Origin of the sequence: Sphingobium sp. KCTC 72723 (assembly GCF_014280435.1) — a bacterium.
Classification (GTDB): Bacteria; Pseudomonadota; Alphaproteobacteria; order Sphingomonadales; family Sphingomonadaceae; genus Sphingobium.
Map to the genome: position 1 here is coordinate 2026450 of NZ_CP060388.1, position 15728 is coordinate 2042177.

Consider the following 15728-nt stretch of genomic DNA (forward strand, 5'->3'; position numbering starts at 1 on the left):
GTCGAGGCCTGTAGGGGCCGCTCGTCCTTCATGCCCGACAGCAAGAGGATGTGTCCCCCGTCTCATCCCTTGCGATGGGGGGCAGTTCCCTTTTCAGCGCCGCGCATTGAACCCCGCGACCATCCCGGCCGTGATCGACAGCGCAATTTCCGCCGCACCGATCGCGCCGATGTCCAGCCCCGCCGGGCCGTCGATGCGGGACAGATCATCCGTGCCAAAGCCCTGCGCCGCCAGCCGTTCCAGCCGCGCCGCATGGCTGCGGCGCGATCCCAGCGCCGCGACATAGCCGGTCGGCCCACGCAGCGCAGCCACCAGCGCCGGATCGTCGATCTTGATGTCATGGCTGAGCGTCACCACCGCAGTCGATTCGCCGGGAAAGCGAGCGGCGATCGCTTCGTCGGGCCAGCGATCGTCCAGTTCGACGCCGGGGAAGCGCTCTGCCGTCAGGAAACGCCCGCGCGGGTCGATCACTATGGGCGTCACGCCAATCGCCTGCGCCAATGGCACCAGCGACTGGGCGATCTGCACCGCGCCGACAATCAACAGGCGGCGCGGCGGATCATAGCGATTGAGGAAAGTCCCCTCGCCCGCCCCTTCCTGCGTGACGCCGCTGTCCAGATCGGTCGCCAGCGTCAACGCCCGGCCGCGCGCGCTTTCCGCCTCGATCCGGTCAAACAGCGCGGTCGGGAAGCCCGCATCGCCCACTGGCTGCACCAGCACGGCAATTTCGCCACCGCATGGCAGGCCCGCCTCCCACGCATCGCCGTCGGCCACGCCATAGCTTTGCACATGGCCGGTGCGTCCGGCGATCACTTCGGCGGCCCGTTGCAACACGTCATTTTCGACGCAGCCGCCCGAAATGCTGCCTTCGAACCGGCCATCTTCATGTACGATCATATGGCTGCCGCGCGGGCGCGGGGCGGATCCCCAGGTCGATACCACGGTCGCCAGCGCCAGCCGTGCGCCCCGCCATTCCACGCCCTTGCGGATTACCGCGCCATTATCGTTCATCGGCAACTCCTTTACAGCACGGGCAGGTATGGGGGCAGATAGGCACTGAGGCGCAGCTATGCCAGTCGCCTGCCCGTCCAGACGACCCGACCGACGATATCCACCAGCAAAGGGTCGATGTCGGCCCAGTCGGGATAATGGGGATTGTCGCTGACGACACTGAACCGTCCGCGCAACGGACCCATGGCGATTCGTTTGACCATCAGCACCCCGTCCAGCCGCAGGACATAGACGCCATCGCGCAGGCGCGTGGCGTCGTCGTCATGATCGACCATGATGTCGTCGCCATCACTGAGCGTCGGGGCCATGGATTCGCCATCCACCCGGATGATCGACACCCGTTGCGGCCTCACGCCCAGATGGCGCAGCCAATGCGCATCGAACGCCATCGCGCCTGCTGCCCGCTCATCCTCATCAAGCGACCCGTTGCCCGCCGACGCACCCAGCGACAGGCGCGGCACCGCGACCACCGCCGGAATACCCCGCGTGCGTGCGATATTGGCCAGTGGCACAGCAGCGCCACCCAGCGCCTGTTCGGCCACGCCGAAATAGCGTGCCAGCACCCGCCGGTCCTCCTCATCCAGCTTGCGCGGCGTTCCGCGTTTGATGAACTGTTGAATATAAGCGGGATTGCGACCGATCAGCCGGGACAGATCGGCATAATTTTCCCCCCGTTCGGCAATCAGCCGATCCAGCGCAATTCGGGCGTCGTGCGATTCATCCATATCCGATCCATAATGATAGGAATTTTCCTAGACAAGTAGGAAATTGAGATTGAGATAGGAATATACCTATCGACTCGCAGCGGGCGAGTCGCTTCAACAGGGGAGATTGAACGCGATGCTGTTGGGCCTGATCGAAAAGTTCCTCAACGAATTCAAGATGCCGCCGACCGCGTTCGGCCGCGCCTGCGCGCGCGATCCACGGCTGGTCTTTGACCTGCGCAACGGGCGCGAACCCGGCGAAAGAATGCGGAGACGCGCAGAACATTTCATGAACACATATCGCAGGAGCGCGGCGCAATGACAAGTATGGATCCTGGTTTCGGGACGGCAAACCTCATCCGAAATAAAGCAATCGACAAGCGTCACGGCGACCCGCTGCCCCGTCTGCTGGCGCAGCTGATTTTCCGTGCGGGCGAGGGAAGCTGGATCGACCGCGCCGTCAGCCGCCCTTGGGCCAGCGCATTGTTCGAGGGGCGGCGCCATGTCATCACCCTTGGCCTGCGCGGGCAGGATGCCGTGGCGCGACGGCAGCAATTCATCGCTGACATCGAATCGGCGGAATGGACGCTGGCGGGGCATTTCGTCGCCGACATCAGCGTCGATGCGTTGCGGCATGACGGCGATGGCTATTGGGTCGATCTGTCGGCGCTAACGATCGAGGACTGGTAAACCAACGGGGCATCGGGCGCGGGCGGAATGTCATCCTGCGCACGATGCCCGGAACAGGGATTAGCGGGCGCGACCGGCCATCGTGCGCAACGCACCCAGCGCCGCGCGCAGCGCATCGTCGGCATCGGGCGCAACACTGTCGCGCACCGGCACGGGCGCAGCCACCGGCATATCGGCAATCACCGACGCCATGCCAGCGGTCACCATTGGAGCGCGCGCGCGCAACGAAAGGCCACGTTCCAGACGCTCGGTCAATTGCGCGATCGTCAGACCATGCGTCGATTCCGGCGTGGGATCAGGCTCTGACACTGGCATTGGCGCAATGACGGATGCCAGCGTTTCCACGAGATCATCCGGCGCACATTCGAAAGGCGCAGGGATTTCGGCTTCGGCTTCGACCACGGACGCAGCCGGACGCTGGAAGCTGGGTTGCAACAGATTTTCCTGTTCGACAGGGTCCGGCGCAAGCGTCGCCGCGTCCGCGACCGGCGCGACCGGCGCGACCGGCTTTGCCAGCGGTTGGCCTGATTCGGGCTTAGAAAAAATATCCAGTCCGTAAAAATCGCGGCTGGCAAAAATCGGCGCACGCGCAGGCGCATCGGGATGCGCGTCGGCGCGGCGCAGCGAAGGCGCACGGCCCTCCATCGGCTGGTCGAACGGTGCCGCGACACGGCCCCGCGCCAGTGCGGTCAGCTTTGAAAATGCGAAACCCATCTGTTTTGCTCCTTGAGCGCCTTGCTTGCGCCCGTCCATCCCCTCGACGCCATCCGATGCCTTGCGGCTACGGCGCGTCACACTTATCAGACCCACGACCATCAGCCCGGCGAAGCCCGCCAGCAGCAGACGGGCCTTTAGCCCCAGCGGCGGGGCGGCGGCGGGCCATGCCTCGCTGATCCCGCTCGACGCCACGACCATTTCGATCAACCCGACCGGAATCCACAGCAGCAGCAGCGCAGCAGAAATGCCGCCCAGCGCCGCGATGGCGACTCCCCTGCCCTGTGCCGATCCGATGGACCTCATTTTACTCAAACCTCTGTTCAGGCCGCCGCACGCGCTTTGTCACCGCGCGCCAGCAACTTCTGGTAAACCGGCTCGTAACGCAGAATGTTTGATGACCAGTTACGCTCGCGCTCCACAAAGGCGCGCGCTGCAATGCGCCGCGCATCCCAGCCACTACGGTCAGCAAACAGCCCCGCCAGCGCCGTGGCAATCGCGCCCGGATCGTCCGGCGAGAACAGCGTGCCGGTCACGCCATCTTCTATCAACTCGCGATGCCCGCCCACGCTGGACGCGGCAACCAGCCGCCCCTGCGCCATGGCCTCCAGCGGCTTCAAGGGCGTCACCAGGTCGGTCAGGCGCATCGCCTTGCGCGGATAGGCCAAGATGTCGACCTGCGCATAATAACGGTCGACTTCGTCATGCGGCACGCGCCCGACAAAGACGATATGATCAGCAAAGGGCGATGCCAGTGCCTGATCACGCAAAGCCTGTTCGCGCGGGCCGCCGCCGACCAGCAACAGCTTGGCCTTGGGCCGGGCGCGCACGAGTCGGGGCATTGCGGCGATCAGGTCGTCCAGCCCTTCATAATCGTAGAAGCTGCCGATGAAGCCAACGACGTCCGCCCCATCCAGTCCGAGATGTGCGGTCAGGGCGGGATCGCGCGGCGCGACCGTGCCGAACTGGTCCATGTCCACGCCGTTGGGCGACACGATGATCTTCGCCGGATCGATGCCGCGCGTGGCCAGATCGCCGCGCAGCCCTTCGCAAATCACCGCCACCGCGTCGGCATTGCGCACGGCATGGGTTTCGAGCTGACGGGTCAGCCAGTAGCGCGGGCTGCCTTCGGTCCCGGTGCCGTTACCGACCGCTGCATCTTCCCAGAAGGCGCGAATTTCATAGACGATAGGGATGCCATGGCGCTTGGCCACACGCTGCGCCGCCATGGCGTTCAGCACCGGGCTATGCGCATGAATGATGTCGGGCCGCCATTGCCGCACCAGCGCGTCGATGGCGTCGGCATGGGCCGATATGTCGCGCCATTCGCGCAGCACCGGATTGCCGGTCGCCGCTTGCCCAGGCGTGCGGTGGAAATGCAGGCCATCGACCTGCTCCTCCATCGGGCCGTCCGCTCCTTGGCCCATGCTGTGACGATGCCCGGTAATGCCGCGCACCTCCCAGCCCCTGGCCATCTGCGCACGCAATATGGCGCGGGTGCGGAAGGTGTAGCCACTGTGCAGCGGCAGGCTGTGGTCCAGCACATGGAGGATACGGGTCATGACGCTGTTCTTAAGCGCAAAAGGTTTAACGGCCCGTCAACTGTGTCTCGCTAGAGAAAGCGGGTGCCTAGTGGAAACCCAATCAAGCGATGATCGACACCCTGTCCCTGCTGATCAGCCATGGCGTGATCCTGCTCGCCGCGTGGCGGCTGGTGCCGCGCGCCGATCTGGATCGCGATCCTGATACAGACGGGACCACGCCCGATGCGTGACATTTTCTTTCTCGCCTTCCTCGCCGTCTTTGGCCTGCTGGGCCTGCGCCGCCCGTTCCTGCTGGTCGCGGTCTATGCCTATATCGACATCGTATCGCCCCAGCGCCTGTCCTATTTCCTGCTTAACAGCATTCCGATTTCGGCCATCGCCTTTGCCGCGATGGTCGGCGCGTGGCTGCTGTTCGACGACAAGAAGGACTGCCGATTCTCCGCGCGGCAGGGGTTGATGCTGCTGCTGCTGGCCTGGTGCGGTTATACCACGCTGACCGCCGATTTCCCGGTCGAGGCGCTGACCAAATGGAACTGGGTTTGGAAGGCGATCATCGCGGGCGTGTTCCTGCCGCTGGTGCTGCGCACGCGATTGCGAATCGAGGCGCTGACCGTGTTCATGATCCTGTGCGCCAGCACCATCATCATCAATGGGGGCATGAAAACCGCACTGTCGGGCGGCGGATATGGCGTCCTCAACCTGATGGTCGATAATAATAGCGGCCTTTATGAGGGCAGTATCATCAGCTGCGTGGCGATTTCGCTGATCCCGCTGATCCTGTGGTTGGCCAAGCATGGCACGATTTTCCCCCCAGACTGGAAAGTGAAGGGCTTTTGCTATGCCCTGTGCCTTGCCTGCCTGCTGATGCCGATCGGGACGGAAGCGCGCACCGGCCTTGTCTGCATCGTCATATTGGCGGGCATGATGCTGGCCCGGTCGCCCCGCCGTTTCGTTTATGGGCCGTTGATGCTGGTTGCCGCGCTGTGCGCCATTCCCTTCCTGCCCGCCAGTTTCACCCAGCGGATGGAAACGATCGAAAATCATGAGGGCGATGAAAGCGCTTCCACCCGCGTTGCCGTGTGGATGTGGACGCTCGATTATGTGAAGCAGCATCCGGGTGGCGGCGGCTTCGACAATTATCTCCAGAACAGTTTCACCTATGTCGCGCGCAGCACCATCAACGATGGCGGCGGGCCGCGCATCGAAACCCGCATCGTGACGGACAAGGGCCGCGCCTATCACAGCGCCTATTTTGAACTGCTGGGTGAGCAGGGCTATTTCGGCTTCTTCCTGTGGGCGCTGATCCACGGCATCTGCTTCATCCGCACCGAAGGCATCCGCCGCGCGTATCGCAAACGGGATGGACCGGACGAGGCGTGGATCGCGCCCTTCGCCATTGCCCTGCAACAGGGGCATGTCATCTACATGATCGGGTCGCTGTTCGTGGGCATCGCCTATCAACCGTTCATCTTCATGCTGCTCTCGCTCCAGATCGGTCTGGACACCTATCTGACCCGCAGGCGCAGGGCAGCGGCGCGGGATGACCTGGCCGCAGCGCTGGCCGTGCATCGCGGCGTGGCGGCATGATGGGCGAGCTGCGCGCGCTCGGCATCGCGCATGGCCTGTTGCTGGGTCTGCTGCTCGCTGCCCCGCTGGTCGCGCCCGACCTGATGCCGTGGGGCGTGGAGGCCTTGTTCATCATGGGCGGGTTTCAGTTGCGGCTGGCCGATCGGCGGTGGGCCATGCGCGCGCCGATAGCGCGCCATTGGGTCAGCCATATCCGCATGGGGCCGATCCGCCTTGTCCCATGGGGTGCCGCAGCGACGGTGGCGCTGATCGCGCGCGATGCGCCGCTTGCGCAAGCCATCCTGCTGGCAGCCGTGACCTGCGAGTTGCTACTTTATCCGATGGTCGCACCGTTGCTGAGCCAATGCCGCAGACCCGTAGTCGCTGCGCTGCTGATCCTGCTCATGGCCACTGGCGCGGGGGCGGCAGGTGAAGCGATCCGCTATATGCTGGGTTTTGCGATTGGACTGTCCGCCGGTCTATTCTGGCTAAGGGGGCCGGACGGTGACGCCCGCGCGCTGGCACTAGCCACGGCAAGCAGCATTGCGGCGGCCATGTGCGCCGCCGCAATGCCCGTTACAGCGCCCCTCGCTTTCCCGGCTGCGATCGTTTGTGCGACGCTGGCGCTGGCGCATCTGTCGGTGCAGCGCCGCCGCCCGTTGCCATGGCGACAAGGCGGCGGCTCACCTTTTATGCGACGAGCGAATCCGCTTCGCTGACGGCCTGCTTGAACGCTGCGACAAAAGCGGGAATATCCTCCGGCTTGCGGCTGGTGATCAGGTTGCCGTCGACGACGACTTCCCTGTCGACCACGTCGGCACCGGCATTTTCCAGATCGGTGCGTAGCGATGGCCAGGACGTCACTGTCCGCCCCTCCACCACGTCCGCTTCCACCAGCAACCATGGCCCGTGGCAGATGGCGGCGACTGGCTTGCCCGATTCGACAAAGGCGGCGACGATATCCACTGCCATCTTGTTCATTCGCAGCGTATCGGGATTGGCGACGCCACCAGGCAGGATCAGGCCGTCATAGTCGGCGATTTTCACCTGATCGAGCGTGATGTCGGGCGTGATCGTGTCGCCCTTCTCATCATGTTTCATGCCCTGGATGGGTTTCGCCTCCGGCGACGCCAGCGTGACCTTCGCGCCTGCCGCGATCATTGCGTAGCGCGGATCGAACAGTTCCGATTGTTCGAAACCGTCCGTGGCGACGATCAGGATGTGGCTGGTGTTGATGGCTGACATGATGCGCTCCTTGGTCGTGGGGAAGTCCCCTCAACCGTCGCCACCGCCCCAAGGTTGCGGAACGAAGCGGCGAACCGGGGGTTTTGCGGCATGAGAAGGACAGCATGGCGCATAAAATACTGGTCCATGTGGACGACAGCATCCCCGGTATCACGCGGCGCGCGCTCAAGGGCGGCTGGGGCTATTATGGGATCGATGGCAAGCGAATCGCCGACGGGACGGAAATTGCCCGGCTGGACGCCATCGCCCTGCCGCCGGCCTATCGCGACTGCTGGTTCTGCCCCATGCCCCATGGCCATATTCAGGCGACCGGCCATGACGATCGCGGGCGCAAGCAATATCGCTATCATGGCGATTTCCGTGCCGCGAGGGAGGCCGAGAAATATGCCGGTTGCCCCGATTTCGGCCGCGCCCTGCCCAAATTGCGCGCCCGGATGGAGGCCGACCTTGGCAAGCGCGGATTGCGCAAGGACCGCACCATCGCGGCGGTCATCCGCCTGCTCGACCTGGCCAAGCTGCGCGTGGGCAATGAACATTATGCCACGACCAATAAGAGTTTCGGCGCGACCACGCTGCGCCGCCGCCATGTCGACCTGTCGGGCAAGGCGCTGACGCTGCGTTACCGCGCCAAGTCGGGCAAGCAGCAAGTGTTGACGATTACGGACAACCGCCTGCTGCGTTTTGTGCGGCAGATGCAGGATCTGCCCGGCCAGCATCTGTTCCAATATCTGGATGAGGCAGGAGAGGCGCGTCCAATCACGTCAAGCGATGTGAACGCCTATATCGCCGATGCCATGGGCGGCAATTTTACTGCCAAGCATTTCCGTACCTGGGGCGCATCGACCATCGCGTTCGAGACGCTGGCGGCAGGCCATGTCTCACTGGCCGACATGATCGCGCCGGTCGCCGCAGCGCTGGGCAACACGCCTGCGATCAGCCGCAAAAGCTACATCCACCCTGCGCTCATCACATTATGTCGCGACGGGCAGGACGATTGGCGCACGGGGCTTCGCCTGCCGCGCCAGACGCGCTATCTGTCACGGGGGGAACGCGGCCTGATCGCGTTTCTGGACGATATTGCCGGTCGGGAACCGCTCTGCGCGGCCGCCTGACCCATGAAGACTTAGGATATCATGGCTGAAAAGACCGTTTCCACCCCGCCCGCCGTCACCATGCGCGCGCCCGATTTTGCCGCCATGTGGCATTCCACCAGCGAGTGGCTGGCGGTGCATTATCTGCAAATCCTGATCGCGGTGGGCGTTGGCGTCATCATCTACATCGCCCTTGCCGCGCTACGCCAGTTCGGCAAGCGGTGGCGCGGCGAGCGGGGCAATCTGCTGGGCTATGCCAATGTGCTGGGCCGCGCCGTGTCGCGCACCACCCATTTCTTCATGATCCTGGTCGCCGCCCGCCTCGTGTCGGGCTATGCTTCGCCTCCTGCGGCCGTCGACAAGACCATCGCCTTCCTGTTCACCATCGCGGCCGTGCTGCAATGCGCCATCTGGGCGCGCGAAATCATCCTGGGCCTGATCGAGCGCAAGACGTTGGCGGAAGATGGGCAGGGCGAAACGCTGGCCAACGCCATGGGCCTGATTCGCGTGCTGGTGACATTCGCCCTGTTTGCGATTGCGACCATCGTGGTGCTGGACAATCTGGGCGTCAATGTCACGGGTCTGGTCGCTGGCCTTGGCATCGGTGGCATCGCCATTGGTCTGGCCGCGCAGGGCATATTTTCGGACCTTTTCGCAGCGCTTTCGATCATTTTCGACAAGCCGTTCCGGCGCGGCGAGATCATCACCTATGACCAGACGACCGCGCGGGTGGAAAAGATCGGCCTGAAAAGCACGCGGCTGCGCGCGATGAGCGGGGAAAAGAAGGTCATTTCCAACGCCAACCTGCTGCAAAAGGAAATCACCAGCCTGCAAACTTTGGTGCAGCGGCGCGTCACTTACGCCATCGGCATCATATACCAGACGGCGGAGGACAAGGCCGACGCCATCCCCACCATATTGCAGGAAATTGTCGAGGGTGAAGGGCTGATCTTCGTAAATGCAGGCATCATTCAGTTCGGCGCCAGTTCGCTCGATTATCAGCTGAATTTCGACGTGCCGGACCCTGACCATCACGACTATTTCGTGATGCGCCACCGCATCGGCCTGGCCATTTGGAAGCGTTTCAATGCGGAGGGGATCGAGTTTGCCTATCCCACCCAGACCAGCTTTACCGCTGCGCCCGATGGCCGGGCGGTCATGCCCTATGCCGATGTCCATCATACGCCGGTGCCGCACGGCGCAGCCTAGGCCGACGGCCCGCCCCGCCCGCGACTCGGCCCATCGCCACGTCGCTTGCAGGCGGCGGGCCAGCGTCCTACCGCCACGTTCATGAAGACCATCCTGCCACTCGCCGCCGTCGCGCTCTGCGCCCTCACCCCTGCCGCTCATGCCGAAGGGCTGGGCGTCGAAGCCGGTTACGCCCGCGCCGATGGCGGATGGGGCGCGGAATTGGGCGCAGGCTATGCGCTGGGCTTTGCCGGTTTCCGCCTGACGCCGGGTGCGGGCGTGCATCTGCGCGATGGCGATGTACAACCCTATGGCCGGGTGGAGGCGACCTATTCCATCCCACTGTCGGCCACGATCGGCGCAGGCGTGCGGGTGAGCGAGGACGAAGTACGTCCCTATGCGACGCTGGCCATGCCGCTATTCCCCAAGCTGCGCGCCAAGGCCAATGTCGGCCCGTCCTATTATGCGCTGGGCCTGACGCTGGGTTACTGAAACCCCCACAGCGTGCCGGGGGCGAGCAATCCGTCGGTCAAGGCCAGCCCGCCGTCGCGATCCTCCGCCAGCAGCAGCGCGCCGTCCAGGTCGATCCAGTCCGCCCCCTGCGCCACCAGCGCGGCGGGTGCGATGCCCAGCGACGTCCCCAACATACAGCCGACCATGACGCGAAAGCCCCGCTCCCGCGCCGCCTGACGCAGCGCCAGCGCCTCGGTCAAGCCACCCGCCTTGTCCAGCTTGATATTGACCGCATCGAAATCGCCCAGCCGATCCAGATCCGCGCGCGTGTGGCAGCTTTCGTCGGCGCAGAGCGGCAGGCATGCCTTTACCCCGGCCAGCCTGTCCTCCTGCCCGTGCAGCACCGGCTGTTCCACCATCTCGACACCCAGCGCGGCCAGCGCCGCCGCTTCGGCCGCGATGTCCATGGCGTGCCAGCTTTCATTGGCATCGACGATCAACCGCGCATCCGGCGCGCCGGACCGCACCGCCCCGATCCGCGCCCGGTCGCCCTGTCCGGTCAGCTTGCATTTCAGCAGGGCAAAGCCCCGTGCGGCGGCGGCATGGGCCGCTGCGGCCATTGCCTCCGGCTCGCCCAGACTGATGGTGAAGGCGGTCGGCATGGGTTCAGGCGCATCCAGCCCGGCCAGCTGCCACACCGGGATGCCTGCCTGCTTGCTTTCCAGATCCCACAGCGCACAATCCAGCGCATTGCGCGCCGCGCCGCGCGGCATCGCCCTCACCAAGGCGGTGCGCTCCAGCGGCCCGGCATAGGCGTTTAGCGCGGCCACGCACCCTTCCGCCGTCTCGCCCTCATAATAGATCGCCGTCCCTTCCCCGCGCCCGACATGCACGCCATCGCCCACGGTGCAGACGATCACATCGACATGCGTCTTGGCCCCCCGGCTGATGACGAACGCACCCGCGACGGGCCAACGCTCGACCGTCGCGGATAGGATAGTGATCATCGAAAGCGCTCCTGGCGGCGTGATGGGATGCGCCAGCCTATGCGCGAAAAGCATCCTGTCTGCCAACCCGCGTATCGCGCGCGCGCCTATGTCGTCCGGCCCATTGAGGCTTGTCCTACGGGCTGCTAAGCGCGCTGCATGGAGGATAACCCCAACCCGTCGCCCCGCGCCGATGCGCGCCCCGCCCTTGGCAGCCTTTCGATGCTGTGGCGTTTCGCGCGCCGCTATCCGGGGCGGATCGCAGGTGCGCTGGCCGCGCTGATTGTCTCCTCCGCCGCCACGCTGGGCATACCCAGCGGCTTTCGCCTTGTGATCGACCGGGGCTTCATGGGCGGCGGCGACATCAGCCGCTGGTTCGAATATCTGCTGCTGATCGTCATCATCCTGGCGTTGGCCAGTGCGCTGCGCTTCTATTTCGTGTCCTGGTTGGGGGAGCGGGTCGTTGCCGACATACGCAGCGCGACCCAGGCCAATCTGTTGCGGCAGGCACCGCGCTTCTTCGAAGAAAACCGCCCATCGGAAATCGCGTCGCGCATGACCGCCGACACGGCCATCGTCGAGCAGGTGGTCGGATCGACCGTATCCGTCGCCCTGCGCAATCTGGTCACGGGTGTGGGCGGCCTGATCTACCTGTTCGCCCTCGCGCCCAAATTGGCGGCCATGTTGCTGCTGGGCATCCCGCTCATCCTGCTGGTGCTGGTCAGCCTGGGCCGCAAGGTGCGCGGCCTGTCGCGCGCCAGTCAGGACCGGCTGGCCGATGTTGGCACCGTCACGACCGAAGTGCTGGGGGCGATGAAGATCGTGCAGGCGTTCGGGCAGGAGGCACGCGAAGCGGCCCGATTCGACGCGACCGTCGACAGCGGGTTCGACACCGCCCGACGCCGCATCCGCCTGCGCGCGATTATGACCGCTGTCGTGATAGCGCTGGTGTTCGGCTCCATCACTGCCGTGATGTGGCAGGGCGCGCTCGACGTTGCGGCGGGCCGCTTGTCGGGGGGCAGCATTGCAGCCTTCGTCCTGACCGGCGGGCTTGTCGCGGGCGCATTCGGATCATTGTCGGAAAGCTGGGGCGACTTGCTGCGCGGGGCGGGGGCAGCCAGCCGCCTGCACGAATTGATGATCGCCACGCCGGACATAGTGCCGCCCGCCAATCCGGTCGTCATCCCCGCCGAACCGCAGGGCGCACGCCTGACCTTTGCGGACGTGCATTTCCACTATCCTACCCGCCCCGATCATGCGGCGCTCAACGGCATCACACTGGACATCGCGCCGGGTGAGACAGTTGCCGTCGTTGGCCCCTCCGGTGCGGGCAAATCGACGCTGATCCAGCTCGCCCTGCGCTTCTACGATCCTGCATCCGGCATGATCAGCCTGAATGGCGTTCCCTTGCCTCAAGCCGATCCCGCACAATTGCGCGCAATGATGGCTATGGTGCCGCAGGACAGCGTCATTTTCGCCGCGTCCGCGCGTGACAATTTGCGCTACGGTCGGTGGGACGCGAGCGACGAACAGATTTGGGACGCCGCCCGCGCCGCCAATGCGGAAAGCTTCATCCGCGCATTGCCGCAGGGGCTGGACAGCTTCATGGGTGAAGGGGGCGCGCGCTTGTCGGGCGGGCAGCGCCAGCGCCTGTCGATCGCGCGCGCCTTGTTGCGCGACGCGCCGATCCTACTGCTCGACGAAGCGACATCCGCGCTGGACGCGGAATCGGAACGGCTGGTGCAGGATGCGCTGGCCCGCCTGATGCAGGGTCGCACCACCATCGTCATCGCGCACCGACTGGCCACCGTGCGCGCTGCCGACCGGATCATCGTTCTGGACGAGGGCCGCATCGTCGAACAGGGCGACCATGCCAGTCTGGTCGCGGCGGGCGGCCTATATGCGCGTCTGGCCAGTCTCCAGTTTAGCGATCACGCCGCCGCCTGACCGCGCGGCTGGGCGCATGGCCGATCACAAAGGCAGGACTGGGGCAGCATCTGAGGCTGACGCGCGGAAAATGGTCCAAGAGGCAGATCGAGGCGCTGTTCGGAGCGTGGAATGGGATAGCGGCCCGCGTCGCGGGAAGTAGGGCTAGGCTCTAATGTCGCTCTGACGCGCGACCTCAATAGGAGCGTTAGCGCAAACTCGGTGCCTGGCTCAGTTTGATGACATGATCCAGTACGGCCGGATGCAGGGGGCGCTCGAATGCGCAGCCTGATTCGTGCGCGCGAGTCCACAGCACGCTGGCGCGACGGCCCTCAAATCCCGGCAGCATGATCCATAATTCGCTGCCCGGCGTCAGTTTCATGAAACTTTGAAGGCGAAATCCGCTGACTGATACATCGGCGATCCGGCTGCTGAACCAGGTTTCGCCCGGACGCCGGACTTTAACGCTCATCTGCACATAAGCGCGTTCGGCGGTCCGTATTTTCCGGTCAAGATCAGTATGTCGTTCGGCGGCCATGATTCGTTTTCGCTGTCCTCAGTCCTTCATCGAGGATGATGCCGTTATTGACGATCGGGGTAAGCAAAGGGTTAAATTCTCCGTTCGCCCGCAGACAAAAAAAGGGCCGCCCTGGGGCGACCCTGCAATTTCAACAATCTTTGCAAACCTGCCCGATGCCGCGTCGCGAAAAACGGGAAGTCCTTGGTGCGACGGGAAAAACCGGAAATCAGGCCTTAGAAATTGCCATATTGTTCGTTGCCGACGAAGCCCAGCTTCGTCACGCCGGCCCGCTTGATCTCGGCCAGCACTTCGTCAACGGTCACATAGCGGGTCTGCGCATTGGGCTGGAACTGAAGTTCCGGCTCGACGGGCAGGCGCAGCGACTGCTGAAGATACTGGCGCAGCGTCAGCATGTCGATCGGCGCACCGTTCCACGTGATGATCCCGGCTGTGTCGATCGCGACCTTGTTCTTGACCGGGTCGATCACGCTGTCCGTGGGCGGCGCGTTCTGCGGCAGGTCGATCTTCACCGCATGGGTCTGGATCGGAATGGTGATGATGAACATGATGAGGAGAACGAGCATGACGTCGATCAACGGCGTCGTGTTCATTTCCATCATCGGTTCGCCATCGTCTGAACCGGCGCTCATTGCCATTGGGCGATACTCCTACAAATCACATATAGTCGGCCGCTATGGGCAGTCGACGTTTACAGGCGGACGGTGCCTTGGCCCGGTTCAGGCTCGGAAATGAAGCCGACCTTGGGGAAACCGGCGCGCTGCATCGTGTAGATCGTTCCGCCAATGCAGCGGTACGGGGTATTGATGTCGCCACGGATATGCACTTCGGGCAAATCTTCCGGCGTCATGTTTTCGATCCCGCCGACCTTCTTGATATCCGCTTCGAGCTTGGCAACGGCGCGGTTGAGCAGGTCTTCGGAATTGACCTTGGTCATGTTCCAGTAAACGGTGCAGGCACCTGCGCCATCCGTCGTTATCGACAGCGAGACATTCTCCGGCTTCGTCGTGGTCGGTTCGAACCGGACCTTGGGCAGCTGGAGATCGACCGTCTGCAGCACGACGGGAACGGCGATCAGGAAGATGATGAGAAGCACCAGCATGACGTCGACGAGCGGCGTCGTGTTGATATCTGTGATCGGCTTTTCTTCGCCGGAGCCACCAACGCTCATTGCCATTGATCAGTATCCTAACATGTCTGTCATTTTCGACCGCAAGCCATGTGCTGCGATCGGGGGAGCCGGACCAGGTGCAATATCGGCACCCGGTTCCGGCTCCCGTCTTGATCAGGCCTTGGTGGCGGTCGCAGGAACCGGCTTGGCAACCTGGGCCGGAGCAGCGGCACCGACGGTCGGCTTCACGGCGCCGTTGGACACCATGTAGCCCAGCAGATCGGTCGAGAAGGACGAAAGATTCTCGGCGATCGCCTTGTTGCGGCGCTGCAGGAAGTTGTAAGCAAGAACGGCGGGAACCGCGACGACCAGACCAAGAGCGGTCATGATCAGCGCTTCACCAACGGGACCGGCAACGGCGTCGATCGAGGCCTGACCCGATGCACCGATCTTGATCAGCGCGCGGTAGATACCGATAACCGTACCGAACAGACCGACGAACGGCGAGGTCGAACCAACGGTCGCGAGGAAAGCGAGACCGCCGCCCAGCTTCCAGTTGATCGCGTTTTCCGAACGGGCGAGCGAGCTGTGCAGCCAGTCATGGGCTTCGACCGGATCGGTCAGCTTGGCGTGCTGTTCCTGAGCGGCGATGCCGTCATCGACCATCTGCTTGTACGCGCTGTTCTTTTCCAGCTTGGCGGCGCCTTCCTTCAGGCTGGCCGAACGCCAGAACGTCGAACGGACCTTCTTATACTGGTTGATCACCTTCTGCTGCTCGATCAGCTTGGTGAACAGCACATAGAAAGTGCCGACCGACATGCCGACCAGAATGATGAACACGGTCCAGGCAATGACGCCACCCTGTTCGAGGGCTTCCATGAGGCCGTACGGGTTGGCGGCTTCCGCAGCAGGTGCGGCCGCAGCCGCAATGATGGAGTTCAACATGATCAAGACTTCCCTC

At 63.9% G+C, this 15728-nt stretch carries 19 protein-coding genes; 9 read left to right on the top strand and 10 right to left on the bottom strand.

Annotation, left to right across the window (positions count from 1 at the left end; genetic code table 11):
• Positions 1 to 93: 93 nt before the first annotated feature.
• Positions 94 to 1011 (bottom strand): XdhC family protein, encoded by a 918-nt coding sequence (locus tag SPBM01_RS10075; RefSeq protein ID WP_188065359.1) that lies wholly within the window; start codon positions 1009 to 1011, stop codon positions 94 to 96.
• Positions 1012 to 1067: 56 nt separating this feature from the next.
• Positions 1068 to 1736 carry a helix-turn-helix transcriptional regulator gene (locus SPBM01_RS10080; RefSeq protein WP_188065360.1) on the bottom strand — a complete coding sequence of 223 codons (669 nt, stop codon included), beginning with the start codon at positions 1734 to 1736 and terminating at the stop codon, positions 1068 to 1070.
• Between the two features lie 115 nt (positions 1737 to 1851).
• Here SPBM01_RS10080 and SPBM01_RS10085 point away from each other — a divergent pair, with 115 nt between their 5' ends.
• Both SPBM01_RS10085 and SPBM01_RS10090 read left to right on the top strand, forming a co-directional pair.
• Positions 1852 to 2037: a hypothetical protein gene (locus tag SPBM01_RS10085; protein WP_188065649.1), complete on the top strand. Its 186-nt coding sequence runs from the start codon at positions 1852 to 1854 to the stop codon at positions 2035 to 2037.
• A complete protein-coding gene (locus tag SPBM01_RS10090; RefSeq protein ID WP_188065361.1) occupies positions 2034 to 2405 on the top strand; it encodes a hypothetical protein in 372 nt (123 codons plus the stop codon). Before SPBM01_RS10085 ends, SPBM01_RS10090 begins: the two co-directional genes overlap by 4 nt.
• 60 nt (positions 2406 to 2465) lie before the next feature.
• Here the strand turns inward: SPBM01_RS10090 and SPBM01_RS10095 are convergent, their stop codons facing one another.
• A complete protein-coding gene (locus tag SPBM01_RS10095; RefSeq protein ID WP_188065362.1) occupies positions 2466 to 3425 on the bottom strand; it encodes a hypothetical protein in 960 nt (319 codons plus the stop codon).
• 17 nt (positions 3426 to 3442) lie between these two features.
• The gene (locus SPBM01_RS10100) at positions 3443 to 4681 is read right to left on the bottom strand and encodes a TIGR04063 family PEP-CTERM/XrtA system glycosyltransferase (RefSeq protein ID WP_188065363.1); all 1239 of its coding nucleotides are present in this window, start codon (positions 4679 to 4681) and stop codon (positions 3443 to 3445) included.
• Positions 4682 to 4770: 89 nt separating this feature from the next.
• On the opposite strand from SPBM01_RS10100, the gene SPBM01_RS21890 reads away from it, so the two are divergent.
• The 3 genes from SPBM01_RS21890 to SPBM01_RS10110 are packed head-to-tail and all read left to right on the top strand — an operon-like array spanning position 4771 to position 6948.
• Positions 4771 to 4893 carry a hypothetical protein gene (locus SPBM01_RS21890; protein ID WP_262504386.1) on the top strand — a complete coding sequence of 41 codons (123 nt, stop codon included), beginning with the start codon at positions 4771 to 4773 and terminating at the stop codon, positions 4891 to 4893.
• Complete coding sequence (locus tag SPBM01_RS10105) at positions 4886 to 6250, top strand: putative O-glycosylation ligase, exosortase A system-associated (protein ID WP_188065364.1); 1365 nt, start codon at positions 4886 to 4888, stop codon at positions 6248 to 6250. Before SPBM01_RS21890 ends, SPBM01_RS10105 begins: the two co-directional genes overlap by 8 nt.
• Entirely contained in the window at positions 6247 to 6948 is a 702-nt protein-coding gene (locus SPBM01_RS10110; protein ID WP_188065365.1) for a hypothetical protein, read from the top strand. The genes SPBM01_RS10105 and SPBM01_RS10110 overlap by 4 nt, the downstream gene beginning before the upstream one ends.
• Here the strand turns inward: SPBM01_RS10110 and SPBM01_RS10115 are convergent.
• Complete coding sequence (locus tag SPBM01_RS10115; protein WP_188065366.1) at positions 6920 to 7474, bottom strand: type 1 glutamine amidotransferase domain-containing protein; 555 nt, start codon at positions 7472 to 7474, stop codon at positions 6920 to 6922. The genes SPBM01_RS10110 and SPBM01_RS10115 overlap by 29 nt on opposite strands.
• Before the next feature lie 104 nt (positions 7475 to 7578).
• Between SPBM01_RS10115 and SPBM01_RS10120 the strand changes: the two genes are divergently transcribed.
• From SPBM01_RS10120 to SPBM01_RS10130, 3 genes are all read left to right on the top strand, one after another.
• Positions 7579 to 8586 carry a DNA topoisomerase IB gene (locus SPBM01_RS10120; RefSeq protein ID WP_188065367.1) on the top strand — a complete coding sequence of 336 codons (1008 nt, stop codon included), beginning with the start codon at positions 7579 to 7581 and terminating at the stop codon, positions 8584 to 8586.
• A gap of 21 nt (positions 8587 to 8607) precedes the next feature.
• The gene (locus tag SPBM01_RS10125) at positions 8608 to 9774 is read left to right on the top strand and encodes a mechanosensitive ion channel family protein (protein ID WP_188065368.1); all 1167 of its coding nucleotides are present in this window, start codon (positions 8608 to 8610) and stop codon (positions 9772 to 9774) included.
• A gap of 81 nt (positions 9775 to 9855) precedes the next feature.
• Positions 9856 to 10245 (top strand): hypothetical protein, encoded by a 390-nt coding sequence (locus tag SPBM01_RS10130; RefSeq protein WP_188065369.1) that lies wholly within the window; start codon positions 9856 to 9858, stop codon positions 10243 to 10245.
• On the opposite strand, the gene dgcA is transcribed toward SPBM01_RS10130, so the two are convergent.
• Positions 10239 to 11213, bottom strand: a complete 975-nt coding sequence (gene dgcA / locus SPBM01_RS10135) for an N-acetyl-D-Glu racemase DgcA (RefSeq protein WP_188065370.1) — start codon at positions 11211 to 11213, stop codon at positions 10239 to 10241. The genes SPBM01_RS10130 and dgcA overlap by 7 nt on opposite strands.
• 138 nt (positions 11214 to 11351) lie before the next feature.
• On the opposite strand from dgcA, the gene SPBM01_RS10140 reads away from it, so the two are divergent.
• The gene (locus SPBM01_RS10140) at positions 11352 to 13139 is read left to right on the top strand and encodes an ABC transporter transmembrane domain-containing protein (protein WP_188065371.1); all 1788 of its coding nucleotides are present in this window, start codon (positions 11352 to 11354) and stop codon (positions 13137 to 13139) included.
• A 187-nt stretch (positions 13140 to 13326) separates the two neighbouring features.
• Here the strand turns inward: SPBM01_RS10140 and SPBM01_RS10145 are convergent, their stop codons facing one another.
• The 4 genes from SPBM01_RS10145 to SPBM01_RS10160 form a co-directional block, all read right to left on the bottom strand.
• On the bottom strand, positions 13327 to 13656 hold the full coding sequence (locus SPBM01_RS10145; RefSeq protein WP_188065372.1) for a PilZ domain-containing protein: 330 nt from the start codon (positions 13654 to 13656) through the stop codon (positions 13327 to 13329).
• A 215-nt stretch (positions 13657 to 13871) separates the two neighbouring features.
• Complete coding sequence (locus SPBM01_RS10150; RefSeq protein ID WP_188065373.1) at positions 13872 to 14294, bottom strand: ExbD/TolR family protein; 423 nt, start codon at positions 14292 to 14294, stop codon at positions 13872 to 13874.
• Between the two features lie 53 nt (positions 14295 to 14347).
• Complete coding sequence (locus SPBM01_RS10155) at positions 14348 to 14833, bottom strand: ExbD/TolR family protein (protein WP_188065374.1); 486 nt, start codon at positions 14831 to 14833, stop codon at positions 14348 to 14350.
• Positions 14834 to 14941: 108 nt separating this feature from the next.
• Entirely contained in the window at positions 14942 to 15712 is a 771-nt protein-coding gene (locus SPBM01_RS10160; RefSeq protein WP_188065375.1) for a MotA/TolQ/ExbB proton channel family protein, read from the bottom strand.
• Between the last annotated feature and the right edge of the window lie 16 nt (positions 15713 to 15728).

Excerpts from the sequence above, each read along its gene's own strand:
- SPBM01_RS21890 (WP_262504386.1), top strand. The coding sequence starts at position 4,771 with ATGATCGACACCCTGTCCCTGCTGATCAGCCATGGCGTGATCCTGCTC.
- SPBM01_RS10075 (WP_188065359.1), bottom strand. The coding sequence starts at position 1,011 with ATGAACGATAATGGCGCGGTAATCCGCAAGGGCGTGGAATGGCGGGGC.
- SPBM01_RS10160 (WP_188065375.1), bottom strand. The coding sequence starts at position 15,712 with ATGTTGAACTCCATCATTGCGGCTGCGGCCGCACCTGCTGCGGAAGCC.
- SPBM01_RS10150 (WP_188065373.1), bottom strand. The coding sequence starts at position 14,294 with ATGGCAATGAGCGCCGGTTCAGACGATGGCGAACCGATGATGGAAATG.
- SPBM01_RS10105 (WP_188065364.1), top strand. The coding sequence starts at position 4,886 with ATGCGTGACATTTTCTTTCTCGCCTTCCTCGCCGTCTTTGGCCTGCTG.
- SPBM01_RS10130 (WP_188065369.1), top strand. The coding sequence starts at position 9,856 with ATGAAGACCATCCTGCCACTCGCCGCCGTCGCGCTCTGCGCCCTCACC.
- SPBM01_RS10100 (WP_188065363.1), bottom strand. The coding sequence starts at position 4,681 with ATGACCCGTATCCTCCATGTGCTGGACCACAGCCTGCCGCTGCACAGT.
- dgcA (WP_188065370.1), bottom strand. The coding sequence starts at position 11,213 with ATGATCACTATCCTATCCGCGACGGTCGAGCGTTGGCCCGTCGCGGGT.
- SPBM01_RS10095 (WP_188065362.1), bottom strand. The coding sequence starts at position 3,425 with ATGAGGTCCATCGGATCGGCACAGGGCAGGGGAGTCGCCATCGCGGCG.
- SPBM01_RS10085 (WP_188065649.1), top strand. The coding sequence starts at position 1,852 with ATGCTGTTGGGCCTGATCGAAAAGTTCCTCAACGAATTCAAGATGCCG.
- SPBM01_RS10110 (WP_188065365.1), top strand. The coding sequence starts at position 6,247 with ATGATGGGCGAGCTGCGCGCGCTCGGCATCGCGCATGGCCTGTTGCTG.
- SPBM01_RS10120 (WP_188065367.1), top strand. The coding sequence starts at position 7,579 with ATGGCGCATAAAATACTGGTCCATGTGGACGACAGCATCCCCGGTATC.
- SPBM01_RS10140 (WP_188065371.1), top strand. The coding sequence starts at position 11,352 with ATGGAGGATAACCCCAACCCGTCGCCCCGCGCCGATGCGCGCCCCGCC.
- SPBM01_RS10145 (WP_188065372.1), bottom strand. The coding sequence starts at position 13,656 with ATGGCCGCCGAACGACATACTGATCTTGACCGGAAAATACGGACCGCC.
- SPBM01_RS10155 (WP_188065374.1), bottom strand. The coding sequence starts at position 14,833 with ATGGCAATGAGCGTTGGTGGCTCCGGCGAAGAAAAGCCGATCACAGAT.
- SPBM01_RS10115 (WP_188065366.1), bottom strand. The coding sequence starts at position 7,474 with ATGTCAGCCATCAACACCAGCCACATCCTGATCGTCGCCACGGACGGT.
- SPBM01_RS10090 (WP_188065361.1), top strand. The coding sequence starts at position 2,034 with ATGACAAGTATGGATCCTGGTTTCGGGACGGCAAACCTCATCCGAAAT.
- SPBM01_RS10080 (WP_188065360.1), bottom strand. The coding sequence starts at position 1,736 with ATGGATGAATCGCACGACGCCCGAATTGCGCTGGATCGGCTGATTGCC.
- SPBM01_RS10125 (WP_188065368.1), top strand. The coding sequence starts at position 8,608 with ATGGCTGAAAAGACCGTTTCCACCCCGCCCGCCGTCACCATGCGCGCG.